The 26,100-nt window shown below is 65.3% G+C and carries 25 protein-coding genes; 14 read left to right on the top strand and 11 right to left on the bottom strand.

Translation table 11 applies throughout. The features are described from left to right. Positions 1-39: 39 nt before the first annotated feature. On the bottom strand, positions 40-708 hold the full coding sequence (locus WI560_RS23860; RefSeq protein WP_375305121.1) for a hypothetical protein: 669 nt from the start codon (positions 706-708) through the stop codon (positions 40-42). A 33-nt stretch (positions 709-741) separates the two neighbouring features. Here WI560_RS23860 and WI560_RS23855 point away from each other — a divergent pair, with 33 nt between their 5' ends. The 3 genes from WI560_RS23855 to WI560_RS23845 are packed head-to-tail and all read left to right on the top strand — an operon-like array spanning position 742 to position 2,930. After that, positions 742-2,088, top strand: coding sequence for a hypothetical protein (locus WI560_RS23855; protein ID WP_375305120.1), 1,347 nt, complete (start codon positions 742-744; stop codon positions 2,086-2,088). Between the two features lie 12 nt (positions 2,089-2,100). Beyond that, complete coding sequence (locus WI560_RS23850; RefSeq protein WP_375305119.1) at positions 2,101-2,610, top strand: DUF2249 domain-containing protein; 510 nt, start codon at positions 2,101-2,103, stop codon at positions 2,608-2,610. Then, complete coding sequence (locus WI560_RS23845) at positions 2,607-2,930, top strand: metal-sulfur cluster assembly factor (protein WP_375305118.1); 324 nt, start codon at positions 2,607-2,609, stop codon at positions 2,928-2,930. Before WI560_RS23850 ends, WI560_RS23845 begins: the two co-directional genes overlap by 4 nt. A gap of 39 nt (positions 2,931-2,969) precedes the next feature. Here the strand turns inward: WI560_RS23845 and WI560_RS23840 are convergent, their stop codons facing one another. Then, positions 2,970-3,560: a UbiX family flavin prenyltransferase gene (locus tag WI560_RS23840; protein ID WP_375305117.1), complete on the bottom strand. Its 591-nt coding sequence runs from the start codon at positions 3,558-3,560 to the stop codon at positions 2,970-2,972. Beyond that, a complete protein-coding gene (locus WI560_RS23835; protein WP_375305116.1) occupies positions 3,557-5,056 on the bottom strand; it encodes a UbiD family decarboxylase in 1,500 nt (499 codons plus the stop codon). The genes WI560_RS23840 and WI560_RS23835 overlap by 4 nt, the downstream gene beginning before the upstream one ends. A gap of 130 nt (positions 5,057-5,186) precedes the next feature. Here WI560_RS23835 and WI560_RS23830 point away from each other — a divergent pair, with 130 nt between their 5' ends. The 4 genes from WI560_RS23830 to WI560_RS23815 all read left to right on the top strand — a co-directional run bounded on the left by WI560_RS23830 (position 5,187) and on the right by WI560_RS23815 (position 8,659). Continuing rightward, positions 5,187-5,732: an SCP2 domain-containing protein gene (locus WI560_RS23830; protein WP_375305115.1), complete on the top strand. Its 546-nt coding sequence runs from the start codon at positions 5,187-5,189 to the stop codon at positions 5,730-5,732. Next, the gene (locus tag WI560_RS23825) at positions 5,732-6,709 is read left to right on the top strand and encodes a peptidase U32 family protein (protein WP_375308895.1); all 978 of its coding nucleotides are present in this window, start codon (positions 5,732-5,734) and stop codon (positions 6,707-6,709) included. The genes WI560_RS23830 and WI560_RS23825 overlap by 1 nt, the downstream gene beginning before the upstream one ends. 69 nt (positions 6,710-6,778) lie before the next feature. Beyond that, positions 6,779-7,723 (top strand): U32 family peptidase, encoded by a 945-nt coding sequence (locus WI560_RS23820; RefSeq protein ID WP_375305114.1) that lies wholly within the window; start codon positions 6,779-6,781, stop codon positions 7,721-7,723. A 78-nt stretch (positions 7,724-7,801) separates the two neighbouring features. Continuing rightward, on the top strand, positions 7,802-8,659 hold the full coding sequence (locus WI560_RS23815; RefSeq protein WP_375305113.1) for an SDR family oxidoreductase: 858 nt from the start codon (positions 7,802-7,804) through the stop codon (positions 8,657-8,659). A 297-nt stretch (positions 8,660-8,956) separates the two neighbouring features. Here WI560_RS23815 and WI560_RS23810 read toward each other — a convergent pair whose 3' ends face one another. After that, positions 8,957-9,472, bottom strand: coding sequence for a ferritin-like domain-containing protein (locus WI560_RS23810; protein WP_375305112.1), 516 nt, complete (start codon positions 9,470-9,472; stop codon positions 8,957-8,959). 85 nt (positions 9,473-9,557) lie between these two features. Here WI560_RS23810 and WI560_RS23805 point away from each other — a divergent pair, with 85 nt between their 5' ends. Further along, positions 9,558-9,752 (top strand): hypothetical protein, encoded by a 195-nt coding sequence (locus WI560_RS23805; RefSeq protein ID WP_375305111.1) that lies wholly within the window; start codon positions 9,558-9,560, stop codon positions 9,750-9,752. A gap of 62 nt (positions 9,753-9,814) precedes the next feature. Continuing rightward, a complete protein-coding gene (locus WI560_RS23800; RefSeq protein WP_375305110.1) occupies positions 9,815-10,057 on the top strand; it encodes a hypothetical protein in 243 nt (80 codons plus the stop codon). 36 nt (positions 10,058-10,093) lie between these two features. On the opposite strand, the gene WI560_RS23795 is transcribed toward WI560_RS23800, so the two are convergent. Continuing rightward, entirely contained in the window at positions 10,094-10,444 is a 351-nt protein-coding gene (locus tag WI560_RS23795; RefSeq protein ID WP_375305109.1) for a RidA family protein, read from the bottom strand. Positions 10,445-10,648: 204 nt separating this feature from the next. Between WI560_RS23795 and WI560_RS23790 the strand changes: the two genes are divergently transcribed. The 3 genes from WI560_RS23790 to msrA all read left to right on the top strand — a co-directional run bounded on the left by WI560_RS23790 (position 10,649) and on the right by msrA (position 14,152). Further along, the gene (locus tag WI560_RS23790; protein WP_375305108.1) at positions 10,649-12,970 is read left to right on the top strand and encodes a molybdopterin guanine dinucleotide-containing S/N-oxide reductase; all 2,322 of its coding nucleotides are present in this window, start codon (positions 10,649-10,651) and stop codon (positions 12,968-12,970) included. A 112-nt stretch (positions 12,971-13,082) separates the two neighbouring features. Then, positions 13,083-13,505 (top strand): OsmC family protein, encoded by a 423-nt coding sequence (locus tag WI560_RS23785; protein ID WP_028137828.1) that lies wholly within the window; start codon positions 13,083-13,085, stop codon positions 13,503-13,505. 131 nt (positions 13,506-13,636) lie between these two features. Then, entirely contained in the window at positions 13,637-14,152 is a 516-nt protein-coding gene (gene msrA / locus WI560_RS23780; RefSeq protein ID WP_375305107.1) for a peptide-methionine (S)-S-oxide reductase MsrA, read from the top strand. Here msrA and WI560_RS23775 read toward each other — a convergent pair. The 6 genes from WI560_RS23775 to WI560_RS23750 form a co-directional block, all read right to left on the bottom strand. Continuing rightward, positions 14,149-15,303 carry an MFS transporter gene (locus WI560_RS23775; RefSeq protein WP_375305106.1) on the bottom strand — a complete coding sequence of 385 codons (1,155 nt, stop codon included), beginning with the start codon at positions 15,301-15,303 and terminating at the stop codon, positions 14,149-14,151. The two genes, msrA and WI560_RS23775, sit on opposite strands and share 4 nt — an antisense overlap. A 58-nt stretch (positions 15,304-15,361) precedes the next feature. Continuing rightward, the gene (locus WI560_RS23770; RefSeq protein WP_375305105.1) at positions 15,362-16,693 is read right to left on the bottom strand and encodes an ATP-binding protein; all 1,332 of its coding nucleotides are present in this window, start codon (positions 16,691-16,693) and stop codon (positions 15,362-15,364) included. Then, on the bottom strand, positions 16,690-17,403 hold the full coding sequence (locus tag WI560_RS23765; protein WP_375305104.1) for a response regulator: 714 nt from the start codon (positions 17,401-17,403) through the stop codon (positions 16,690-16,692). The genes WI560_RS23770 and WI560_RS23765 overlap by 4 nt, the downstream gene beginning before the upstream one ends. Before the next feature lie 86 nt (positions 17,404-17,489). After that, the gene (locus WI560_RS23760; protein ID WP_375305103.1) at positions 17,490-19,451 is read right to left on the bottom strand and encodes a MacB family efflux pump subunit; all 1,962 of its coding nucleotides are present in this window, start codon (positions 19,449-19,451) and stop codon (positions 17,490-17,492) included. Between the two features lies 1 nt (position 19,452). After that, positions 19,453-20,679 carry an efflux RND transporter periplasmic adaptor subunit gene (locus tag WI560_RS23755; RefSeq protein ID WP_126255538.1) on the bottom strand — a complete coding sequence of 409 codons (1,227 nt, stop codon included), beginning with the start codon at positions 20,677-20,679 and terminating at the stop codon, positions 19,453-19,455. After that, the gene (locus WI560_RS23750; protein ID WP_375305102.1) at positions 20,676-22,118 is read right to left on the bottom strand and encodes an efflux transporter outer membrane subunit; all 1,443 of its coding nucleotides are present in this window, start codon (positions 22,116-22,118) and stop codon (positions 20,676-20,678) included. Before WI560_RS23750 ends, WI560_RS23755 begins: the two co-directional genes overlap by 4 nt. Positions 22,119-23,125: 1,007 nt before the next feature. On the opposite strand from WI560_RS23750, the gene WI560_RS23745 reads away from it, so the two are divergent. Then, positions 23,126-23,392, top strand: a complete 267-nt coding sequence (locus WI560_RS23745; protein WP_375305101.1) for a helix-turn-helix transcriptional regulator — start codon at positions 23,126-23,128, stop codon at positions 23,390-23,392. A 3-nt stretch (positions 23,393-23,395) separates the two neighbouring features. Continuing rightward, positions 23,396-26,038 (top strand): DUF5906 domain-containing protein, encoded by a 2,643-nt coding sequence (locus WI560_RS23740; RefSeq protein WP_375305100.1) that lies wholly within the window; start codon positions 23,396-23,398, stop codon positions 26,036-26,038. Positions 26,039-26,100 lie beyond the last annotated feature (62 nt).

The raw sequence follows: 26,100 nt of genomic DNA, 5'->3' as shown, positions 1-26,100 counted from the left end.
CAGGAGGTGGACACCGGGAGCAAAGCGCCCCCGGCCGCATCATTTCTTCCGGTTGTTTCCCGACGGGGAAAATACCTGATTGGCGGGCGGTTGTCCGCCGGTCGGCACGGCGATGGCGATGAAGCCGCGGTCCATCGAGCTGTGACAGGCATTGCAGCCGTCGGTCAGCACGCGCATGGAGCCGGCGAACTTGCGATCGTCTCCTGCCGAGATCGCGTCGGCGACCGAGAGCAGCGGCTCCCTCATCGTGGTGACGTTGCTGACGGGAATCGCCGGGTAGAAGATTGCCGCTTCGGCCAGGCTGTTCGTCAACTGGCGTAGCTCGTACGCGGCGAGATCCCAGTTTCTCGCCTTGCCCGCGTACCAAAGCTTGAGATGCTGAAGCTGCGCCATGCTCATGACTTGGGTGAGGCGAGGCGCATCCTGCTTTGCGTTCGGGGAGGGCTGGAAGCTGGACTGCGCAATCGCGGATGTGACCGCGCCCGCCGAGATCGCCAGCACCACACACCAATTCCTTAGCGTCATCCGACCACTCCTTGCCGATTGAACGTCTTGAATATCAGCGCCGCGGGCTGTGCTCTTGCGTTGCATCAATCCTTCCACGGCCTTGGCGTCGACGCCGGTCCCATTGTCGTGAATGGCGCCGGAGTTTGCGCCTCGACAAAGTGGTCGCGACTGCCGCCGCTTACCGTTTTCGAGCGCTGACATGGAAACTCATGTGCAGGCGATGGGAAGCAGGCCGTGATCGGAACCAGCCTCTGTAGATGGGCCATCAGTTACTTCGCAGTCGCGATCGTATGGTTGCTGCTCGCAGAAGCACTGATGGTCGTTGGGTTCGGTTTTCCGAACCACGATATCGGCGCTCCGGAAACGCTCGTCATCGTCCACATGGTCAGCATCGGCTGGTTGAGCACGGTGCTGTGCGGCGCGCTGTTCCAGTTCGTGCCGGTGCTGGTCGCAAGGCCGCTCTATGCGGAACGCTGGACGCTGCCGGCTCTGGCGCTGCTGACGCTGGGGCTGATGGTCCTGCTCGCGGGTTTTCTGGCTCTTGGCGGGCACTTCAACGGGCCGTCTTGGTTGCTTCCCATTGGGGCCGGCCTGCTGATCGCCGGCTTCGCCCTGGTCGTTGCCAACCTCGGCATGACGCTGTGGTCGGCCCGTCCGCTGCCGCGACCGGCGCGGTTCGTCGCAGGCGGGCTTGCCTGCATCTGCGTCACGGCGGCGTTCGGCGGCCTGTTCTCGCTGGTGCTGTCCGGGACCGCCATCGGCGCGCAATGGCCGGAGCTGTTGGTCTCGGGCGTGCCGATCCACGCGCTCGCCGGCCTTGGCGGCTGGCTGACCTTCACGGCCATGGGCGTCAGCTATCGCCTGCTTGCGATGTTCATGCTCGCGCCCGACGGCGATGCGCGGCTCGGCCGTCTCGCCTGGCTCGCCGGCGCCATCGCGCTGGCCGTCGGGCTTGTCGGCGGCGTGCTCGCACTCTGGCGCATGACGGGGCTGAACCTGGCATTTCTGCTGGCAGGAGCAGCGGCGCTGCTGTCGCTGGCCGCCTACGGCCGCGACGTGTTCGGCCTGTACAGCACCCGCAAACGCCGCGCGCTCGAGCTCAACACGCGCATGAGCCTCGTTGCGCTGGCGAGCCTCATCGCGGTCGCAATCCTTGGCGCCGCTTGTCTCGCAACCGGCGCCTTCTCGTCCCATGTCGGCGCGCTCGCCTTTCTCCTCGCGTTCGGCTGGCTCACGGGCCTCGTGCTCGCCAATCTCTACAAGATCGTGCCGTTCCTGACCTGGCTCGAGACCTATGGTCCGGTGATGGGCAGAGTGCCGACGCCCCGCGTCCAGGATCTCGTCGCCGAGCGACGCGCCTCGAAATGGTTCGTGCTGTTCTTTGCCGGAAGCTGGACGGCGACATTGATGCTCATGGTCGACGCGCCACTCGGCTTCCGCATCGCCGTCGCGGCGGTGATGGTTGCGACGCTCGGCCTGAGTGAAGAGTTGATCAGGGCCCGGCGGCTTACGGATGTGGCGGCGTCGCAACGCCTGCCGACAGGGGCAGCCGCGCCCCATCTCTTGGTCTCAAGAAACTGAAAGGAGACTGCAATGACCGAATTCATCGACGTCGATGTCCGGCCGATCCTGCGTGCAGGCGGCGAGCCGTTCTCGATCATCATGGCCGCGCTCGAGCGGCTCGCGCCCGGGGAGGGGCTGCGGCTCTACGCTCCCTTCAAGCCGGTCCCTCTGTTCGACGTCATGGCGAGCAGGGGCTTTGCCCATCGGGCAGCCGAGCTCGAAGGCGGCGAATGGGAGATCCGCTTCATGCCGGACGATGGCTCGGTCGAGGCGGCTGAACCGGTCCTCGCTGCCTCGAGCGAGGGCGATTGGCCGGAGCCCGCGGTCCATCTCGACAATCGCGACCTCGATCCGCCCGAGCCGATGGTTCGGATTTTGGCTGCCCTGGAGCGGCTCGCGCCGGGCCAGACGCTGTCCGCCTTGCTCAGCCGTGAACCGGTCTTTCTGTTTCGGGAGTTGAGCAAGCGCGGCCATCAGTGGCGCGGCGCCTTCACGCCGCAGAAGGATTCCTATCAGCTGACGGTGAGGGTGCGGCCATGACGATCAACGATGATGATCTCGTGGACCAGATCAGGCAGGCACTGAAGGTCGTGATCGATCCGGAGCTCGGCCATAACATCGTCGACCTCGGCTTCATCTATGACGTGCAAGTCGACGACGGCGCCGCCCACATCACCATGACGGCGACCACACGCGGTTGCCCCGCCGCGTCCTTCCTCAGGGAGGGGGTCGCGAGCAGCGCGTGCCTCGTTCCGGGCGTCGAATCGGTCGACGTCACCATGACGTTCGAGCCGCCCTGGCATCCCTCGATGATCTCGCCGGGCGTCAGGTCATCGCTCGGCTTTGCCGAGGTGAATTGATCCGGTCGAGGGCGGTCGTGACGATGGCCGCTGCGCCGGCTATGTGCCCTCCGAGCCCGACCAGATCTTCGCGGGGGCGCGAAGCTTCGTCAGGTCGAGCAGGTTGATCGCCCGGCCGGCGATCTGGTCGATCATCTCATCCAGCGACTGCGGCCTCAGATAAAAGGCCGGCATCGGCGGGGCAATGATCGCGCCGATCTCGGTTGCCTGCAGCATGCTGCGCAAATGGCCGAGATGCAGCGGGCTCTCGCGGACCAGCAGCACCAGCCGCCGCCGCTCCTTGAGCTGCACGTCGGCCGCGCGCGTCAGGAGGTTGTCGAGCTGTCCCCAGGCGATGGCCGAGAGCGTGCGGATCGAGCACGGCGCCACGATCATGCCCGCGACCGGATACGAGCCGCTGGCGATCGCGGCGCCGACGTCCGAGTGAAGATGATGCCGGAAGGCGAGCGCGCGCAGCCGCGCGAGCGCATCGCTGCCCACCTCCTCGCTCAGCGTACGCTCGGCCGCGGGCGAGACCACGAGGTGCACCGCGTAGTGCGGATCGTCGGCCAGCAGCTCGACGATGCGCATGCCGATCGCGGCGCCCGAGGCGCCGCTGATGCCGACGACGATGCCTTGCCGCCCGCTCATATGGAGACCGATGTGCGTGCGGGCGCACCGGAAAGGCCGAGATCGGCCCACATCGCATCGACGCGTGCGACCACGGCGGGATCCATCGCCAGCGGAACGCCCCATTCGCGATCCGTCTCCGGCGGCATCTTCGTGGTGGCATCGATGCCGAGCTTGCCGCCGAGCCCGGATTTCGGCGAGGCGAAGTCGAGATAGTCGATCGGAGTGTCGGTGAGGGTCACGAGATCGCGCGAAGCGTCGCTGCGCGTCGAGACCGCCCACATCACGGCTTTCCAGTCGCGGACGTCGATGTCGTCGTCGACCACGATCAGGAGCTTGGTGTAGCTGAACTGCGGCAGCATCGACCACAGGCCCAGCATCAGCCGCCGCGCCTGGCCGGGATAGCGCTTCTTGATCGCCGCGACCGCGATGCGATAGGAGCACGCCTCCGGCGGCAGCCAGCAGTCGGTCACCTCAGGGAATTGCTGTCGGATCAGCGGCACGAACAGGCGGTTGAGCGCCTCGCCGATCCGCGACGGCTCGTCCGGCGGCCGGCCCGTGAAGGTCGAGAGATAGACCGGCTGCCGCCGGCTGGTGATCGCCGTCACGCGCATCACGGGAAATTCCTCGACGGAATTGTAGTACCCGGTGTGGTCGCCATAGGGACCCTCGGGCGCGGTCTCGGTCGCCGAGACCAGGCCCTCGATGACGATTTCGGCCTCGGCCGGAATCGCGAGCGGGACTGTGAGGCATGGGGCGAGATCGGGCCGCTCGCCGCGCAGGATTCCGGCGAAGCGCAGCTCCGACATGGTCTCGGGCAGCGGCAGCACCGCGGCCAGGATGGTGGCCGGATCGGCCCCGATGACGATCGCGACCGGCATGTCGCGGCCGATCGCCTTCCATTGCTGGTGATGCCGGGCGCCGCCGCGATGCGCGAGCCAGCGGATGATGGCGCGGTCGCGACCGAGCACCTGCATGCGGTAGACGCCGACATTCTCCTCCTGGTCGGCCGTGGCGGAGTGCGGCGGCACGGTGATCACGAGCGGCCAGGTGATCAGCGGCGCCGGCTCCCCGGGCCAGCAGATCTGCACCGGCAATCTGGCGAGATCGATGTCGGGCCCCATCGCGACGCAATCCTGCACCGGTGCCGCCGCGCGCGTGCGCGGGCGCGTCGCCAGCGCAGCGCGGGCGAGCGGAAGCTTGCCGAAGGCGTCCCTGATGCTGTTCGGCGGTCGCGGCGCGCGCAGCTCGGCCATCAGCTCGCCAAGCTCTTCGAGGCGGTCGGGCGCAATCCCCATGCCCCACGCGATCCGCTCCACCGTTCCGAACAGATTGGTGAGGAGCGGCATCTCCGATGGTTCGCCGTCGGCCCTGACCGGCTGCTCGAACAATAATGCCGGTCCGTGCGCCCCCAGCACACGCCGGTGGATTTCGGTGATCTCGTGGACGACGGAGACCTTCTCGCGAATGCGTCGCAACTGCCCCCGGCTTTCGATGAAGCGCAGGAAGTCGGTCAAGTCGCGAAACCGCGGCACATCACGTTGCAACTGAAGATGCTCCCAAAAATTCACAGCTAGCCGGCCTGTTTTTGGTCTTCATTGTTCCGGCTCAAATACAACAATGTGCAATCCGTCCAGATGTGGCGCCATGAATGATCCGTCCGCCGCATCGCCCGGCCCGTTGCCGACGATTCCGCCGCTCGTCGCACTGGCGATGCGTCCGCTGCCTCTGCTGCCGTTGCAGCTTGTGCTCGGCGGTGTCCTGCGGCGCATCCACCGGCGCAACCCTGCATTATTCGACCGGCTCGGCGTGCACGCCCGCGCGCGGTTCGGCATCAAGCCGACTGATCTTCCTTTTGCCTTTGTGGTCGAGGCGACGCCGCCGCGCCTGTCCGTCGTCCGCGAGCTGCCGAAGGGCCTGGATGCGCGCATCTCGGCCTCGCTCGCCAATCTCCTGGCTCTGCTCGAAGGCAAGGTCGACGGCGATGCCTTGATGTTCTCGCGCGAGCTCGTCATCGAGGGCGATGTCGAGGCGGTGCTGGCGCTGCGCAATGCGATCGACGACGCCCAGCTCGATCTCGCCGCCGAACTGTCCCCGCTGTTCGGGCCGCTGGGCGTGCCGGCGAGGCGCGCCTTCGAGGCCGCCCGCGGCCATGTGATCGGCTCATCGAGGCATAGCGAGCAATCGAGATGATGGAATTGATCTGTCCCGCCGGGACGCCGGCGGCGCTGAAGAGCGCCATCGATGCCGGTGCCGATGCGATCTATTGCGGCTTCAACGACGAGACCAACGCGCGCAACTTTCCGGGACTGAATTTCAGCCGTGACGAGCTGCGCAAGGCAATCGCGCTCGCGCATGACCGTGGCGCGAAGATCCTGGTGGCCATCAACACCTTCCCGCGCGCCGCCGCCGTCGACATCTGGCATCGCGCGGTGGACGATGCGGTGAGCGCCGGCGCCGATGCGCTGATCCTCGCCGACATCGGATTGATGGATTACACGGCGCGGCGCCATCCAAACCAGCGTTTGCACGTTTCGGTCCAGGCCGCGGCCGCGAATCCGGATGCCATCGCCTTCTACGCCGAGAATTTCGGCGCGCGGCGCGTCGTGCTGCCGCGCGTCCTGAGCGTGCCGGAGATCGCCGAGATCACGCGAGAATCCGCCTGCGAGACCGAGGTATTCGTGTTCGGCGGCCTCTGCGTGATGGCCGAGGGGCGTTGCTCGCTGTCCTCCTACGCCACCGGCAAGTCGCCGAACATGCAGGGCGTCTGCTCGCCGCCGAGCCATGTGACCTACGAACAGACCGCGGAGGGGACGAAGTCCAGCCTCGGCGGCTTCACCATCAACCGTTTCGGGACGAGCGAGCCTGCCGGCTATCCGACGCTGTGCAAGGGCCGTTTCTCCACCGCGCAGGGCGCCGGTTACATTTTCGAGGATCCCGTCAGCCTGGACGCCACGACCCTGCTTAGGGGCTTGCGCGATGCCGGGGTCACGGCGCTCAAGATCGAGGGCCGCCAGCGCGGCCGTGCCTATGTCGAAAGCGTGGTGCGCCATTTCCGCCATGCGCTTGCGGCGCTCGAGAACGGCAGCGAGGCGGACGTTGCGAGCCTGAAGCCGTTCACCGAAGGCCAGGCCTCCACGCTCGGCGCCTATCGCAAGACCTGGCGCTAAAGACCTAGCGCTAAAGACCTGGCGCTAAAGACCTGGCGTTGATCTCTTCGAATATGTGAGGTTCCTGCGATGCAACTCAGCCTCGGTCCAGTTCTGTACAATTGGGCGCCGGAACGCTTGCGCGACTTCTATTTCCGTATCGCCGATGAAGCGCCGGTCGATGTCGTATCGGTCGGCGAGATCGTCTGCTCGAAACGGTCGCCGTTCTTCGCCGACCACATCCCGGCCGTGGTCGAGCGGCTGCAGAAGTCAGGCAAGCAGGTGCTGCTGGGCTCGCTGATCCTGGTCTCGCTGCGGCGCGAGCGCCGCCAGACCGAAGAGCTCGCGTCGGTCGAAGGCGCGCTGGTCGAGGTGAACGATCTGACTTGTCTCAGGGCGCTCGCAGGTCGGCCGCATGCCATCGGGCCCTTCGTCAACATCTACAACGAGGCGAGCGCAGGCTTTCACGCCGCGCATGGGGCAGGGCGCATCTGCCTGCCGCCCGAGTTGCCGCTGGCCTCGGTGGCGGCGATCGCGAAGGCCGTTCCCGATGTCACGATCGAGGTGTTCGCGTTCGGCAGGGTGCCGCTGGCGATCGCCGCCCGCTGCTATCATGCGCGCCTTCACAAGCTCGCCAAGGACAATTGCCGCTTCGTCTGCGAGAAGGATCCGGATGGTCTGCTTCTGAGCACGCTGGAGCAACAGGAGTTTCTGACCATCAACGGCGTGCAGACGCTGTCTCACACTTGCGCCAATCTGCTGGGCGAGGCCGAACTGTTGCGCCAGAGCAATGTCGGCTCGCTGCGCCTGTCGCCGCAGGATTGCGACATGGTCGCCATCGCCGGGATTTTTCGCGACGTGCTCGACGGCCGCGACGATGTCGATGGCGGCAACCGCCGGCTCGCGGCGGCCTATCCTGGTGTGCCGTTCTCGAATGGGTTCCTGTGGGCAGAGCCAGGTCACCTCTATCGTCAGGCCCGATCAGGGGATGCGCAAGGCCCGGTGTCGCACATCGGGGCCGTCTCACCCGGATAGAGCTACGGTCGTCCGGACCATCCCAGGAACAGTTTCGGCGGCGCTCCGTTAGCGCAGCGAGCTTCCCGGGAGTTGTCCATGACCGATTATCCAAAGCCTCCCTTTCCACCGCAGCAGCAACCGATGCCCGGTTCGACGCGGGCGATGCAGCCTCGGCCGGATCATGGCGAGGAGAGTTACAAGGGCGCCGGACGCCTGGCCGGAAAGAAGGCGCTGATCACCGGCGGCGACAGCGGCATCGGCCGCGCGGTCGCGATCGCCTACGCGCGCGAAGGCGCCGACATCGTCATCTCTTATCTGAACGAGGACGAGGATGCGGCCGAGGTCAAGGCGCTGGTGGAGCGGGAGCGGCGCAAGGTCGTCCTGATCCCCGGCGATATCAGCAATCCCGATCATTGCCGCTCGATCGTGCGTCGCACTGTGGAAGAGCTCGGCGGCATCGATATCCTCGTCAACAATGCGGCGCATCAGGCCACGTTCAAGGACATCGCCGACATCAGCGACGAGGAATGGCAGCGCACGTTCGCGACCAACATCCACGCCATGTTCTATCTGACCAAGGCCGCCGTTCCGCACATGCGGCCGGGCGCTGCCATCATCAACACGGCGTCGGTGAACTCGGACATGCCAAACCCGACGCTGCTGGCTTACGCCACCACCAAGGGCGCCATCCAGAATTTCACCGGTGGGCTTGCCCAGATGCTGGCCGAGAAGGGTATTCGGGTCAACGCCGTTGCCCCGGGTCCGATCTGGACGCCGCTGATCCCGTCGACCATGCCTGAGGACAGGGTCAAGAACTTCGGCAAGCAGGTCCCGATGCAGCGCGCCGGCCAGCCGGCCGAGCTCGCAACCGCCTACGTCATGCTGGCCGATCCGCTCTCGAGCTACACCTCGGGAGCGACGCTTGCCGTCACCGGCGGGAAGCCGTTCATCTGATCGAATATGCCTGGAGCGTGTTGAGATCTGAGCGCGCGCCTCGTCCTTCGAGACGGCCGCTTCGCGGCCTCCTCAGGATGAGGCTAAGCAGCATTCGTGCTTGTCGAAACGATCGCCGCGCCACCCAGTCCTCATCCTGAGGGCCCGCCGACGGCGGGCGTCTCGAAGGATGGCCACAGGCGAAATCGCCCATACCCAATAGCCCTGCGGCGCGCGGGGCAATGGTTCGCATTGCGCTCTAGCAGAGGATCGTGGCGGCGCCGGAGGCCGGGCCGACACGTCTTGGTCGGCGCTCGCTCAGGCGGCGTCGGACGCCTTGGCGTTGACGCCCTTGCGCAGCGCCACCGTGTTCAGCTTGGTGTTGGCCGCCTTCTCCTCGTTCAGATTGGTCGTGAGGAAGCGCACGATGTCGTCGTGGCCGAGCTCTTCGGCCCAGGCGATCAGCGTGCCGTAGCGGCATATTTCGTAATGCTCCACGGCCTGCGCGTTGGCGACGATCGCGGCGTCGAGCACGGCCTTGTCCTCGATCTCTCCGGCGGTCGCATCGGCTTCATTGATGAGGCCGTCGATGGCCGGACACTGCGTGCCGCTGGGCTGCTTGCCGAGCTTGGCGAACACCTTGTCGAGCCGTTCGACCTGCTTGTTGGTCTCGTCCAGATGCGCTTTCAGGCCTGCGGCGAGGTCCCTGTTGGTCGCCTTGTCGATCATCTTGGGCAGCGCTTTCAGGATCTGCTGCTCCGCGTAATAGATGTCCTGCAGCCCGTGCAGCAGCAGGTCTTCCATCGATTTGATGTCCTTGGTGAAGAAACCCATAAAAGACGCTCCTTTTCACAATGATGGCAGTGGAACGCTCCACGGCGGCAGCTGTTCCAATCGGTGGTGAGACCAGGAGAGCCGAATGAACGACGGAATTGATCATCTTGCGAGCCTGCTCGGACGCGCGGCGATGGACGTGTGGGGCGATATGCCTCGCGACATCCAGGAAGCGCTGTTCGAGACCGCCATGAAGGGACGCGAGACCGAGCGCGAGGACCTGGCTCGGTTGCTGCACGAGCGGCATCCGCGCACGATTCACCCGGCCCGGCCGGGATGATGCAGGCAAGAGGAACGATCGTGCGGGCTCATGATTGGTAAAACTGAGTGACGTGTCGCCCAATGGCTTCGGATCAGGCCGCGGCAGGCGCATCGCCGACCGTTGATCAAATCTGTGAGTCGATCGCCGTGACTGAGGTGAACATCGGAAAATGGTACGACCCGATTTCGGAACGATGGATCGTGCCTCGCGAAACGCACGCCATCGTCCGATATGGTCGGTCCGGCGCCGAGCCGGAGGGGCAGGAGAGACGTGAGACGCAGCGGATCTGGCAGCTGCTGGTCGATTGCTGCGCCCGTGGATAATGCCGGCGGGCCCTGACGCCCGGCCTCGGCGCGCCGCTATGGCCGGGCAGCAATGGCCGTCATCTCGAGCTTGACGCCTTGACCGAGGTCGGCCACCCCGATTGCGGCGCGTGCCGGCAGATGAGCTTCTGCAAAGTGTGCTTTCCAGGCCGCGTTGAACGCTGCCTTCTCGTTGAGATCAGTCATGTAGATCGTCACCTGCAAGACGTGGGCTGGATCGGATCCGAGGGTCTTCAACAGCTGCGCCAGTTGGGTGAGCACGTCGTTGGCCTGGCCTGACATATCGAGGCTGGTGTCCTCGGGGACGATGCCGCCGATGTAAAGCACGCCGTTGTGCTCGACCACTTCGTGGAGAAGACCTTCATACGGCAAGACGCGTTTGATCATGAGACATCCGTTGTCGCTGTGAGGGCCGCGGCATATCGCACATTCCAGGCAAACGCGAGCGCCGGTGTCTGCGAATTGCCGCCGCATGGTCCGGACCAAGTTGCCAGGCGGTGCTCGCGCACGACAGCCCTGTCGGCGCTGATCTCGACGACATCCCGGGATGATCGGTATACTGCCACCTCGTGCCGGAACAAGGAACAGATGATGGACGATACGATTGGCTTTCCCGACCCCGGTCTTGACCTGTCGGACGGCTTCAGGCCGCACACCTCGCATTGGGGCGTGTTTTCGGCGCGTCAGGGCGCGGCCGGCCTCGAGGTCAGGGCCTATGCGGGCGATCCCGATCCGAACGGCATCATCGACAATTTTCCCGGTGCGCTCCGCCACCAGGCGCGCATCGCCCAGCCGGCGATCCGCCGCGGCTGGCTCGAGCGCGGGCCGGGCCCGGACAATCGCCGCGGCCGTGACGAGTTCGTCCCGGTCAGCTGGGAGAAGGCGCTCGATCTGCTCGGCGACGAGCTCGGCCGCATCCGCGATACGCGCGGGCCGGGCGCCGTGTTCGGCGGCTCCTACGGCTGGTCGAGCGCGGGGCGCTTTCATCACGCCCAGAGCCAGGTGCATCGCTTCCTCAACATCGCGATGGGTGGCTATGTGCGCTCGGTGAACTCCTATTCGTCCGGTGCGTCCTCGGTGCTGCTGCCGCAGGTTCTGGCGGGCTATGAGGACATCACCAAGCGCAACGTCACCTGGGAGCAGATCGCGGCCGAGACCGAGATCGTGCTGGCCTTCGGCGGCATGGCGCTGAAGAACTCCATGGTGGCCGGCGGCTCGATCAGCAAGCACGTCGAGCGCGGCGCGATGGCGGCGGCGCGCCGGCGCGGCTGCGAATTCATCCTGGTCAGCCCGCTGCGTGACGATCTGCCGGTGGAAGCTGGCGCGGAATGGATGAGTTGCGTGCCTGGCACCGATACCGCCTTGATGCTCGGCATAGTCCACACGCTGGTGAGTGAGGGTCTGCACGATCAGGCCTTCCTCGATCGCTACACCGAAGGCTGGCCCGTCTTCCTGCGCTATCTCACCGGCGAGAGCGACGGGCAAGCCAAGCACGCCGAATGGGCTGCGGCCATCTCGGGCGTCGCGGCCGACACGATCCGAAAGCTGGCGCGCCGGCTTGCCGGAAAACGCGCGCTGATCACGGTCTCGCATTCGCTGCAGCGCGCCGAGCATGGCGAGCAGCCGGTGTGGATGGGTATGGTGCTGGCGGCAGCCCTCGGTCAGATCGGCCTGCCCGGCGGCGGCTACGCCTATTCGCTGGGGGCGATCGGCTATTACGGCCGGCGTGTCAACGACGTGCCGGGACCGACGCTGAGGCAGGGCCGCAACGGCGTCGCCGATTTCATTCCGGTGGCCCGTATCGCCGACATGCTGCTGGGTCCCGGCACCACCTATCGTTACAACGGCGAGACGCGCACCTATCCGGACATCCGTCTCGTCTATTGGGCCGGCGGCAATCCGTTCCATCATCACCAGGATCTCAACCGCCTGCGCAAGGCCTTTGCGCAACTCGATACGTTCGTCGTGCACGAGCTGGCCTGGACTGCCACGGCGCGGCATGCCGACATCGTGCTGCCCGCGACGATGACGCTGGAGCGCGAGGACATCGGCTATTCCTCCAACGATCCCCTCATGGTCGCCATGCACCGGATCGCCGAGCCGTTCGGTCTTGCGCGCGACGATTACGACACCTTCGCCGATCTCGCCGAGCGCTTGGGTGCGCGCGAACCCTTCACCGAGGGGCGGACGTCGCGGCAATGGCTGGAGCATTTGTACGAGCCGACCCGTGCCTCGCTCGCCAGGCGCGGCCTGGAGGCGCCGAGTTTCGACGAATTCTGGGCGCGCGGCAGCCTGGTCGTGCCGCAGCAGCCCGATGACGGCGGCCGGCTGCGTCGCTTCCGTGAGGATCCCGTCAATCACGCGCTGCCGACGCCGAGCGGCCGCATCGAGATCTATTCGGCCAAGATCGCGGCCCATGGCGATGCCGATTGTCCGGGGCATCCGGTCTGGCTGGAGAAGACCGACACGCCAAAACCTGGCTCGCCGTGCTTCCTCGTCGCCAACCAGCCGGTGACGCGTCTGCACAGCCAGCTCGATTTCGGCGGTCATTCGCTTAGCTCGAAGCATCGCGGCCGCGAGGTCGCGCGCATGAACCCGGTCGACGCGGATGCGCGCGGCATCAGGGATGGCGACATCATCCGCCTGTTCAACGCGCGCGGCGCCTGCCTTGCCGCGGTCCACGTCACCGACGGCATTGCGCCCGGCGTCGTGCAGCTTCCGACCGGCGCCTGGTACGATCCGATGGATCCGGAAGACGAGGCGCCGCTCTGCGTTCACGGCAATCCCAACGTGCTCACCCGCGACGTCGGCACCTCCTCCCTGGCGCAGGGCTGCACCGGTCAGCTGACGACGGTCGAGGTGGAGAGGTTCACCGGCAATCTGCCGCCGATCCGCGCGTTCGATCCGGCATAGGGCTAACGGAACCGCTGCGGCGCGCGGCCGATTTGGAAGGGCAGGCGGTCATGCCGATGCCGCCTTCCACGGATACGAGCAACGGTACTGCAATCAAACGAGGAGAACCGAGATGATCCGCAAGGCAACGGCAGTCTGGAAGGGCACCGGTCGCGACGGCACGGGCCATTTGACGAGCGAATCCGGCGTGCTGGCGCAGACCCCCTATTCGTTCAAGACCCGGTTCGAGAACGAGAAGGGCACCAATCCCGAGGAATTGATCGCCGCCGCCCATGCCGGCTGTTTTACGATGGCGCTGGCCTTTGGCCTCCAGATGGCCGGTTTCACGCCGGACGAGCTCTCGACTGAAGCCGCCGTGACCCTCGAACCCGAAGGCAAGGGCTTCAAGATCAGCAAGTCCGCGCTGACGCTGCGTGCCAAGGTGCCGAACCTCGACGAGGCAGCCTTTGCCAAGTTCGCCGGCGAGGCCGAGAAGAACTGCCCGGTGTCGAAGGTGCTCAACGCCGCGATCACGCTCGACGCCAAGCTGGGCTAAGGCGGGGGCTCGTTGCGGGCCCACGGTTCGAGGAACCGGCCGGGCAGGCATGCAAGGCATGGCTTTCGGCCGGGCGGCCGAAAGCATATGTTGCGGCAGATGTCGAACGTAAAGCAATCGGGAGCGGACAGATGACGACAGAGCGCGCAGTTTTGGCCGGAGGCTGCTTCTGGGGCATGCAGGATCTGATCCGCAAGCAGCCCGGCGTGATCTCCACCCGGGTCGGTTACACCGGCGGCCACGTCAAGAACGCCACTTACCGCAATCACGAAGGCCACGCCGAGGCGATCGAGATCATGTTCGATCCGGCAAGGACCAGCTTCCGGACCATGCTGGAGTTCTTCTTCCAGATCCACGATCCCACCACGCTCAATCGCCAGGGCAATGATCTCGGCACGAGCTACCGCTCGGCGATCTTCTACACCAGCGAGGAGCAGAAAAGGATCGCCGAAGACACCATCGCCAACGTCGAGGCGTCGGGCCTCTGGCCGGGCAAGGTGGTGACCGAGGTCGCGCCCGCTGGCGAATTCTGGCAGGCCGAGCCGGAGCACCAGGATTATCTCGAGCGTTATCCGGACGGCTACACCTGCCACTTCATCCGGCCCGGCTGGAAGCTGCCCCGCCGCGCGGCTGCGGTGGGCGGCTAGCTCGCCGTGCCCTGGCGTGCGCTTGTCGTGACGATCGGCGCTGATAGCGTGACGAGGCCCATCAGCGCCGCCAGCAGCCCGAATGCCGCTGGCAGCCCGCCAATCTGTGCGATGAAGCCGACGCCGGCCGGACCGATGAGGACCCCGGCATAGCCTGCGGTCGTGACGGCCGCGACGGCCAGGCCGGCGGGCATCACAGTTTGCCGCGCCGCCCGGCGGAACAGCACCGGCACGAGGTTCGACGCGCCGAGCCCGATCAACAGGAAACCACCGATGGCAAGTGCTGCAACGGGCGCGGTGAGCAGCATCACGAAGCCCGCGATCGCGATCAGGCTGCCCCACAGCAACGTCGCGCGGTCTCCGATGCGGGCAACGACGGCATCGCCGCCGAGCCGGCCCACCGTCATCGCGATCGAGAACACGATGTAGCCGGCGCCGCCCTGCGCCTCGGTGACGAGCCCGGCGCCGATCACGAGCAGCGCGCCCCAATCCAGCATCGCGCCCTCGACCAGGAAGGTGATGGCGCCGAGCAGCGCGAGCAGCAACACCGATCCGTGCGGCAGCACGAACAGCGGGCCCTCCTGCACCTGCACGGAGCGGAGCAGGCGCGGCGAGGTCACGGTCATCGCCATCAGCATCAGGACGGAGCAGATCAGGGTGCAGGCGAGCGTGCCGAATTGCAGCGAGAGCAGCGCCGTCATCAGCGCGGCTCCGGCGAAGCCCCCGATGCTGAACAGCGCGTGGAAGCCGGACATCAGCGGGCGTTTCGCAGCGCGCTCCACCTCCACGGCATGGATGTTCATGGCGACGTCGATCGAGCCGAGCGCGGCGCCGAACGCGAACAGGGCCAGCGCCAGCGTCGCGGGCGAGCTTGCGACCGCGAGCAGGGGCAGGACCAGCGCCAGGCCGAACCCGCCCGCGATGATGATCGGCCTGCTGCCGTAGCGCGCGCTCACGATCCCGGTCAGCAGCATCGCGACCACCGAGCCGATGCCAAGGCTGAGCAGGAGCAGACCGAGCACGCCGTCGTCGACGCCGAGCCGCGTCTTCGCGAACGGGACCAGCGGCGCCCAGCATGCGATGCCGAAGCCGGCAACGAGGAAGGCAAGCCGGGTCGCCAGGCGTGTCGCCGGCCGGTCGGCAGAAGACAATGGAATCTCCGGGAAAGCGGGGGCAGGGCGGCCGACAAACCCGACAAATGCCGCAGCTTTATGGCCGAGGCGCACCCGAATTGTCGCCGGCCCCCCGCGCCAACCGCAAGCGGACGCGCAGTCCCCTTGGCGCGTTGTCGAGCAGCTCGAGTGTTCCGTCATGCGCGGTCACGATCGTCTGCGCGATCGAGAGGCCGAGGCCAAATCCCGCCGTCTCGTCCATGGTGCGGGCTTCCTCTCCGCGCACGAAGGGTTCCAGCATCATTGCCTTCCGTTCGTCGGGAATGCCGGGCCCGTCGTCGGAGACGTCGATGACGAGCCGCTCCTCGACCGTCACCAGCGCGACGTCGATCTTGGTTCCGAAGCGCGTCGCGTTCTCGACGAGGTTGGTGACCGCGCGGATGATTTCGTCGGGCCGCAGCACGAAGGCGGCCCTGTCCGGGCCGGAATAGGTCACGGCGAATCCGGAATCCGAAAACTGCTCGCAAACCATTTGAAGCAGCGCCGCGACGTCCACCAGCGTCGGCTTGGCCGGGCTTTCGCTGCGCAGGAGCGACAGCACCGATTCCAGCATCGACTGCATCTGGTCGAGGTCGCGCACGGTCTGGGCGCGTTGGGCCGGATCCTCGATATATTCCGAACGCAGCCGCAGACGCGTGATCGGCGTGCGCAGATCGTGGCTGATGGCCGCCAGCATGCGGGTTCTGTCGTTCATCAGCGTGGTGATGCGATCGCGCATCCGGTTGAGCGCTCGCGCTGCGGACTTGATCTCCTCCGGCCCGTTTTCGGGCAGCGGCGCGGAGGACCGGCTCAGGCTGAAGTCCTCCGCCGCGCGCGCGAAGGCCGACAGGGGCGAGGACAGCGCGCGGCCGGCCCAGACTCCGAGCAGCGTGAGGCTCGCCACGAGGAACAGCAGCGTCGAGGTCCAGAGGCCGCTGACGAAGGCCGGCATCCTGGGCGATCCGATCACGGCTTCGAGCACGTCGTCGCCCGGAAGGTGGAACCAGACGCGCTCGTCCTCCGCGCCGCTGCCGCGAATGAACTCAGCCCTGACCCCGAGCCCGGAAGGAATGTTCAGGGATGTTCGCGCCGAGAGCGGCGTGGTGGAGGCCGAGGCGCCGTCTCGCAATTGCAGCTTGAGCGATGGAAAGGTGCGGCTGACGCTGTCGAGGACGAGCGCGCGCTCGGCCTTCGGCGTGTTGGCGATGATCCGGACGATCAGCTCGATCTGCTCCAGCGACGCGTCCGCCAGCAGCTTCGGCCGGTTGAGGAGAAAATACCCGGCGATCAGGACGTGGATCAGGATCAGCGATCCCAGGATCAAGGCGGCGATCTGGCCGCTGATCCGCCTGAAGCTGAAGAGCGCGACGATATCGGCGGCGCGGCTCATGCTTCCTCCACCACCGGCGTGAAGACGTAACCGCCGATGCGGACGGTCTTGATCACGGACGTGCCTTCGGTCCGGTCGAGCTTGCGACGCAGCCGGCTGACCAGCACGTCGATGCTGCGGCCGAAGCCTCCGCCGGGACGCCCGCGCGTCATGCTCAGCAGGTTGTCGCGGGTGAGAACGCGTCCGGCCCGCTCGCAGAAGGCCTGCAGCAGATCGAACTCGGCACTGGTCAGCGGCACCTGCGCGCCTTGCGGGTCGCGCAACTCGCGCAAGCGGAGATCGATGGTCCAGCCCTGGAATGTGAGCCGCGCAGGGGCGGAGCCGGCGGCGAGGCCGCTCGATCGCCGGCGCAGCACCGCGTTGATCCTGGCCAGAAGCTCGCGCGGGTTGAACGGCTTTGCCAGATAATCGTCGGCGCCCATTTCGAGGCCGAGGATGCGGTCGAGATCCTCACCCTTCGCGGTGAGGATGATGATCGGCGTCGCGGAGTCCATCCGCAGGCGGCGGCAGAGGCTCAGGCCGTCCTCCCCTGGCAGCATCAGGTCGAGGATGATCAGGTCGACCCGGTCGTGGGAGAGCTGGCGGTCCATCTCCTTGCCGTTCGCGACCGCGTCGACCGAGAAGCTGTGATCGCGCAGATAACGCGTGATGAGGTCGCGGGTCGGCTTGTCGTCTTCGACGATCAGGATGTTCGGGCTGCCGTTGGTCATGGTCGGATTCGCATCGGGGCCGGTCGTTGGTCGATTTGCGGACGAATGTGGCGTCCGAAGCACTGCGGTCATGGGCAATCCTAGGGTCAGTCGCGGCTCAGCGCCACCACGGGGTCGAGGAAGGCGGCGCGGCGGGCCGGGAAGAAGCCGAAGGCGACCCCGATCCCGGTCGAGGTCAGGAACGCCGCGCCGATCGAGAACGTCGAATAGCTGACATCGAAGCCGGGCACGGCAAGGTTGATGGCAAGGCCGAGCAGCATCGCGACCAGAATGCCGGCGATGCCGCCGATCGACGAAATCAGGGTCGCCTCCACCAGGAATTGCTGGAGGATGTCGCTGCGCCTGGCGCCGACCGCCATGCGCACGCCGATCTCGCTGATCCGTTCCGACACGGACACCAGCATGATGTTCATGACGCCAATGCCGCCGACGACCAGCGAGATCACCGCGATCGCCGCCACCAGGAACGCCAGCGTCTGCGTCGTGCTGGTGATGGTGCGGCGGATATCGTCGGTGTTGAGGATGACGAAGTCCCTGGTGTTGTGCCGCTGCGTCAGCATCGTTGTCACTGCGTCCTGCGCCAGATTGGTCGAGATATCGTCGCTGATCCGCAACAGGATGCTGCGCAGTGAATGATCGCCCGTGAACTGGGCCTGCACGGTGGTGTAGGGCAGGTAGACCGACAGGTTCTGGTTCGAGCCGAACCCGCCCTGCTGCTGGGCGATCACGCCGACGATGCGGCACGGCACCTTGCCGAGCCAGATCACGCGGCCGATCCCCGAGGTCTGGTCGTCGGCGAAGAACGTCTTGCGGGTATTGTCGTCGATGACGACCTGCCGCTCGATGTTGCGGATCGCGTCGGTGTCGAACAAGCGGCCCTTCGCGAGCTTGGCGCCCTTGACCTGGAAATAGCTCTCGCCGACGCCGTTCACCAGCACGTTGGACTCGTTGCCGCGATATCGCACCGTGGTGCTGGTCGAGACCGTCGGGGTGACCCCTGCAATGAAGTCCTGCCGGTCGAGCGCGCGGGCGTCGTCGAGCACCAGCGTCTTGATCTTGCCGGCCCGCGCGTCGCCGAAATCCTTGCCTGGAAACACCTCGATCGTGTTGGTGCCGAGGCTCGAAATGTCGGACAGCACCTTGCGCTGGGACGCGTTGCCGAGCGCCACCACGGACGACACCGCGGCGATGCCGATGATGATGCCGAGCATGGTGAGGAAGGCGCGCAGCCGGTGCGCGGCCATCGCCACCAGCGCCATCCGCGAGGCCTCGCGCAGGCGCCGCAAGGCGCCGGACCAGCCGGGGACGTTGTCCCACGGCGTCCGGGAGACGGCGACAGGCCGCTCCGGAGTGTCGGTCGTCTCGGTGCGGCGATCGGAGACGATCTTGCCGTCCCGCAGCTCGATAATGCGCTCGGCCCGCGCGGCGACGTCGGCATCGTGGGTGACGATGATGATGGTCCGACCCTCGCGGTGCAGCTCCTTCAGGATCTTCAGGACCTCCTCGCCGCTGCGCCGGTCGAGCGCGCCGGTGGGCTCGTCCGCCAGGATGACCTCGGCGCCGTTGATCAGCGCACGCGCGATCGAGACCCGTTGCTGCTGGCCGCCCGAGAGCTGGTTCGGGCGATGGCCGCGCCGGTCGCTGACGCCGAGTCTTGCGAGAAGCTGCTCTGCGCGCGCGCGGCGCTCGCGGGCCTTCATCCCGGCATAGATCGCGGGGATCTCGACATTCTCGCCGGCCGAGAGGTCGCCGAGGAGATGATAGCGCTGGAAAATGAAGCCGAAATGTTCGCGGCGCAGCGCCGCCAGCGCGTCGGCGTCGAGCTCGGAGACGTTCTGGCCGGCGACGCGATAGGTGCCGGATGTCGGGCGGTCGAGGCAGCCGAGGATATTGAGCAGCGTCGATTTGCCCGATCCGGACGAGCCGATGATCGCCACCATCTCGCCGGGCTGGATGCTCAGCGAGACATCGTCGAGCGCGACCACGCTGACGTCGCCGGCCGCGAATTCCCGCCGAACGGTCTCGAGTGCGATGATCGGATCGGCCATGTCAGAGGCCTCCGGGCGGGCCGCCCTGCATGCCGCGCGATGCGGTCTGCTCGCTGGCCTCTCCGGTGACGACCCGCTCGCCCTCGTCAAGACCGGACCTGATCTCGACGATGGTGCGATCGTTGAGGCCGGTCTTGACCTCGCGCTCGCTGACCTCGCCGGATGCGCTGAGGGTGCGGACGGTGCTGCGGCCATCCGATTTGCGCATGACGGCGAGAGCGGGAACCACCTTCACCCGCTTCGCTTCGCCAGTGATGATGTGAACCTCGGCGGTCATGTAGGTCCGCAGCGAAAGCTGCTTGTTCGGAACGTTGAAGACGCCGATGTAATAGATCGCCGTGCTGGTCGAGCTCGACGAACTCGTGCTCGAACTCGACGTGGTGGTCGAGGAGAAGCTGGCGTCGCTCTTGATCGATTCGGGTGCCGGCTCGATCTGCTCCAGCCGCGCCTCATAGCGATGGTCCTGGTCGCCGAGGATGGTGAAGTACAGCGATTGCCCCGGCTTGACCTTGACGATGTCGGCCTCGGAGATCTCCGCCCGTACCGTCATGGTCTCGAGCTGGCCGAGCACGACGATGGTCGGCGCCGACTGGACCGCGTTGACCGTCTGTCCCTCCTGCACCACGGTGGCGAGCACCGTGCCGTCGATCGGCGCGGTGATGCGGGTATATTCGAGGTTCACGCGCGCGGTCTCGACGCTGGCTTCCGCCCCCACGATCAAGGCTTCGAGGGCGGCGATCTGGGCGCGGGTCTGCCGCACGGTCGAATCCGCGCTGTCGAAATCGCTGCGCGAGGTGGCGCGTTGCGCCAGTGTCGCCTGCTGGCGCGCGAGGTTCGCCTCGGCCAGAACCAGCGCGGCCTCCTTCTCGAGCTTCTGCGCGCGGTAGTTCTTCAGCGACGCCTCGGAGTTGCGCAGATCGTTCTGCTTGGTGACGGGGTCGATCTGGGCGATGACGTCGCCGGCTTTCACCGTATCGCCGACGCGGACGTTGAGGGCGGTGATCCGACCCGACACCTGTGCGCCGACCGCGGTCAGTCGCGCCGGTTTCAGCGTGCCGCTGGCGAGCACCTCCTCGCGCAGATCGCTGACGGTGACCGGCGCGGTGATGTAGGACTGCGCCTTGCTCGACGTTCCCGGAAAGCGCGTGGCCGCGACCACGCCGGTGGCCACGACGGCAACGATCGCCGCGGCGATCTTCAGGCGTTTGGCGGTGATGATCTCGGTCACTTCTGCGTCTCTCGCAAGTGAGGTCCCGTGTTGGTGTCCACGATGATCGGCCTCGAAACGTCGACCGGATCGGACCAGCCGCCGCCGAGCGCCTTGGCCAGCGCAATGTAGTCCTTGGCCGCCGACACCTTGCTCTGGATCAGCGAATCCTCGGCCGAATAAAGCGAACGCTCAGCGTCCAGCACGTCGATGAAGCTGGCGCTGCCGGTCTCGAACAGCGAGCGCGACAGTCGTGCGGCTTCGCGGTAGTTCCTGGCCGCTTCCGTCAGCTTGGTGGCACGCACGCGTTCGCGCGACAGCGAGACCAGGGCGTTCTCGACGTCCTCGAGTGCGGTGAGCAGGGTCGAATGGAATGTGGCGAACGCCTGGTCGCGTTGCGCCTCCGCGATCCTGACGGTGGCCAGGCGCTTGCCCGCGTCGAACACCGGCACGGTGATCGAGGGCCCGACCGACCAGCTCAGGCTCGAATATTTGGCGAGATCGCCGGCACGTATCGCCGAGGTGCCGACCGAACCGGTCAGCGACACCGCCGGATAACGGTCGGCCTCCGCCTGGCCGATCTTGGCGGTCGCCTGCGCCAGCTTGCGCTCGGCACTGGCGACATCGGGGCGGCTCATCAGGAGATCTGCGGGCAGTCCCGTGGGCAGCGGCATGCGCGGCGCCGGCACGGGCGCGGACCGTGCCAGCAACGAGGCGACGCCGTCCGGCGGGCGCCCGAGCAGGATTCCGAGCCGGTGAATGTCGGCCGCAAGCGCCGCCTGATAGGTCGGAACGTTGGCTTCCGTGCTCGCGGCTTGCGCGGTGGCTTTGGCGAGGTCGACCGCGTTGCCGCTGCCGGCCTCGTATTTGCTGCGGGTGAGCTTTTCGGTGTCGCGCTGCGAGACCGATGTTCGCTGCGCCAGCGCGATCCGCGCCTGGTAGCCGCGCGCCTCGACGTAATAGGCGGCAACGTCGCCGATCAGCGTGACGAGGCTGTCGCGCAGATCCTCCTCCGCCGATTGCTGCCCACGCACCGCTGCCTCGATGCTCCGTTGCGTGCCGCCGAACAGGTCGAGCTCCCAGCTCGAATCGAAGCTGGCCTGGTGAAGCGAGTAGGGCGCGCTGTCGACGAGGACGGACGAGGACCCGGCGCTGGTCTTGTTGTTCGTCACCGAGGTCGTGCCGCTCACGGACGGAAACAGGCCGGCCGCCGTCTGTTGCAGCGTGGCGCGCGCCTCGCGCACGACTGCTTTTGCCTTCGCAACGTCGGGATTGGCTTCGACGGCCTCTTCGATCAGTCGGTTGAGCAGGGGATCGCGCAAGCGCAGCCACCAGCGATCGAGCCTGCCGGCGTCCCGATGCGGGGCGGGGTTGCTGCTCCAGTGCGAGGGCAGGGCGAGCCTGGGCGGGCCGGCATAATCCGGCCCAACCGCGCAGCCGGCCAGGGCGCTGCCCAGCATCAGCGCAACGCAGGCTGACCCGGCGCGCGATATGGGGCCGCGCAACGGCGGACGGTGAGCCTTCTCGGCAGATGGCAGGGGAGTAGCGGCGAACGGGTACGGCGGCATCAAATCGGTTGAAATCCATGGGCCTCGGTCCGGAGGGATTTCCACGGTCCTCTGGGGGAGGGCGAGGCAACCGCCAACTAGCCGGCCGATCGTGGCCTTTCGGCAGCCGGAATGTTGCTGAATGTAAACAGGTATTGCCGGACGTCTCGGCAAGGCCGAAGAGCGGATGTCCCGGGCCTGCGCCACCGTGCCTGTGTCGCCCCCTGTCAATCCATCCGCGCAAAAATATTCCACTTTACCGAAATTCGGAAATGACGTATGTGTCGCCCATCCCGGCTCAACCAGGAGGGGCGATCTCGAGGTCGTCTTGATCGCGAGCCGGGCTTGCGGTGGACGCGGCAGCGTCGGCACGAGAGGTGCGGGCAGGGCGGGTAGTCCCTGTGAGCCCGTGGCCGCGTGCGGACGAGCGGCGCTGTTAGGTTTCGTCTCGCCTGTAAGTTTCCGGCTTCGTCGACAGGGCTGGAAAAACTGCGGCGACATGGCGGGCCGTGCGTACGGCAAAACCGTGTGGTCCTGGCGTCAAGCGCATTTTTCCCGGGGTTTTCGCATGTTCTAGGCGGCCGGGCCCCAATAGGCCCTGTTCAAAGGATGTTGCATCCGGAACTGGCTGAGGTCCGGATACTGGCCTTGCATGCACGTTGAATTTCGGGGAAGTTAACGCAATAAGACCGCTACCGGGGTTCGAACCGGCAGGGGATAATAAGAAACCATCCCCGGAGAGGCAGCGCCTCCCCGTGAGAGGGCACCCAAAAAAAACGCTGGTTGACCCTGATCTGTCGGCATCGGCCGGGCACCACTTGCCGCTCGGCACTGCGCTTAGCACAACAAAAAACGGCGAGATTTGAGCTTCGCCCGCTCCCTCCAATCATTCGTTGAACCCAAACGAGGGAGGCCTCGCGATGACCGCGAGCGGACCACGCAGGATGCTGCTTGAGGAGCAGGTGCTCGACGCGATTCCATTTTCAAAAACAACCTTATGGCGAATGGAGAAAGCCGGAAAATTTCCGCGCTCGACCTACATCAGCCCAAACCGCAGAGTTTGGCACGAAGATGAAATCATCGCGTGGCAAAACGCCGTCGACGAGCGCCAGCCGCACCGAGGCCGAGGCTTCAAGAAGCGATCTCCAAAAGCTGATGCTGCTCCTGCTACACCGGGAGCGCGATGAGCCATGGCCACCCCGAAGGGCCGCCCTGCTGTGTCACCAGCAGGTGCGGCCGGTTTTGCAAACGCGAGATGCGAGAGCGAAATCCATAGCACGGCGGACACAGCTACACAATCAAAGCCGCCCATCCATCAAGGCGACTTGAGGCACCTGCATCCCGCCATCGTCAAGCGGCTGGTGCCGCTGCCGAACTGGGTGGCTTGGAAATGGGAGTTGAACGAGAAGCAAACCGGCTGGACCAAGGTGCCCTATCAACCGCAGCGTCCGGCAAGCAAGGCCGCCACTAATGATAAGAAGACGTGGGGCACCTACGCCGACGCGGTCGCCGCCGTTGAAGCCGGGAAGGCTGACGGCATCGGCTTCGTGCTCACCGAGACCAACATCTGCGCATTCGACATTGATTGCTGCCGCGATGCCAGCGGCAAGGTCGATCCGATAGCGGCTAACCTGATGAAGCGTTGCGGTGCGACTTACTTCGAGGAAACGGTTGGCGGGCGTGGCCTGCGCTGCATCGGCCTTGGCGGCACCACGAGGACGCACCGCAAGCAAGCGATCAACGGCAGCAACGTCTCCATCGAGAGCTATCGATGGTGCGAGCGCTTCATCACGATCTCGAACATGGTGCTCGACAGCGTCAAGCCGACCATGGCTGATCTCGGCAACATCGATGCGGTGATCACGGTAGTGGTGGAGGAGTTGGATGGACAGGGTGACGTTAACAGCAAATCAAATGATGTAAACGCCACGCCTATTACCAATGATGATAATGTCATTATCAACGTCAATGCCTTCACCGAAGCGTCGCTGCCGAACGATCTACTCAACATAATCCGTAATGGCGTGCCGATCACGGAAGATCGCAGCGCCGCGTTCTATCACGCAATCAAGTGGCTGAAGGATAATGGCTGGCAGCTCGGTGACGTTGTCGCCACTCTCGCCCGCCATCCGGACGGCATTGCGTCCAAGTATGGCAAGCGCGTAGCTGCCGAAGCCGAGCGCGCATTCAACAAAGCAGACAAAGCCAAGACGCCTGGCACCGGCAGCAACAGCGACAATCGTTTGCCTGTCCATGGCGAGATCGCCGAAGAACTCTTTCGCAGATTGGATCTGCGCGGCGAAGACATCCGCATCGTCGCCGATGAGAAGGGCAGCGAACATATCTGGATTTATCGTGATGGTTTGTGGTCGCTGGTGTTGAACGCCACACCATGGATGGATCATCAAATCGAGATGACGTTGCGCGAAGTGAAGCAATGTGCTGTTTCAGGCGCCAGATTCGTTATGGAGGTGCGCAAATATATCGAGCGCAGCCCGAACATCCGGAGCGCCGACCGAATCAAATGGGACGATCATGGCATGATCCCGACGTCCTCCGGCTTGATCGATCCGGTGACGCTGGCGATCAGGCCGCTGCGAAAGGAGGATTACGCTACATGGCGGCTGGAGATCGAATACGATCCGAACGCGACATGTCCGCTGTTCGAAGAAACGCTGGATAGTTATTTTGCGAGCGAGTCAAAAGACGAAGGCGACAAGCGCAAAGACCTGCTGCAAGAATTCATGGGCACAACGCTGATTGATCGCAAGCCGAAATCATTACGCCGCGCGTTGACATTGCATGGACCGAGCGACAGCGGCAAGAGCAACTTGCTGCGGACCATGGGAGGGCTGCTCACCGATAAGCCGATCTCGACGCAATTGTCAGAGCTGTCCGGTGCGCACGGCCTACAGGAATTTAGCCGCCGTGCGCCGTGGGTTCTCGATGAAGCATTCGACATCGGCCAATGGCACCTGAGTAGCCGCGTGAAGTCGATCATCGCGGGCGATATGTTGTCAGTCAATCCGAAGGGCATTAGCGCGATCACGATGCGGATGCGGTGCCCCTGCATCTGGGCGACCAATCATCCGCCGACGTTCAAGGAGAACACCGACGCGATGGTCAACCGGCTTTTGATCCTGAAGCTGAAACGCGTGTTTGAGAAGGGCGAGTTTGTCGGAGTTGCGGCCAAGGCGCGCGAGATCAACCCAGCATGGGAGGCCAGCGACTTGATCCTTGATCGCGAGAAGCCGGGCCTGTTGAATTGGGCACTGATCGGCCTTCAACGGCTCTTGAAGCGCGGCAACTTCATCAACACCGACGAGGGCAACGCCGCGCTCGACGAGATGAAAGTGGAGGCCAACCCGGTTGCTGGCTTTGTCCGCGACTGCATCTATTTCAATCTTGATTTGATGATCTCGACCCGCGACTTCCATGCGGCCTTCACTGGTTGGCGGCAGGATAATCACGGCGACGACAAGGCTAACTTTAGCCGCTCATTCGTCGGCAGGCATCTCGCCGCGCTCTCTCACCCGCTCATTGGGCAGGACAAGGAAACCTTCAGGGAGGCTGACGGCACGCGATACTATGTCGGTATCGGTTTGAACGTTGAGGGCAGCGCGCATTTTGACTCGGTCGCAAGGGTGCAGAACGTGAAGGGCGATTTGGCCTTTGACGGCATCTCGACATGTTCCGCCGACACTAAGGAAGTTGTCCCCGGCAAATGGCGGGACAGTGCCGAGGTCAAGAGGATCAAGAAACTCCTAAAAGAACGCCTTACCAAGGAGTTCAAGGAGGGCAAGGTGCTATTCGGCCCGGCCGACACTGACTAGCCAGCACCCTGCAGTTGAAATCGTAAAAATGGAGAAAAACGCCCAGCTCAAATCGCAAGGTG

This window comes from Bradyrhizobium sp. A11 (genome assembly GCF_042077125.1).
GTDB classification, from domain to species: domain Bacteria; phylum Pseudomonadota; class Alphaproteobacteria; order Rhizobiales; family Xanthobacteraceae; genus Bradyrhizobium; species Bradyrhizobium japonicum_B.
This window is presented reverse-complemented; position numbering and strand designations above follow the sequence as displayed.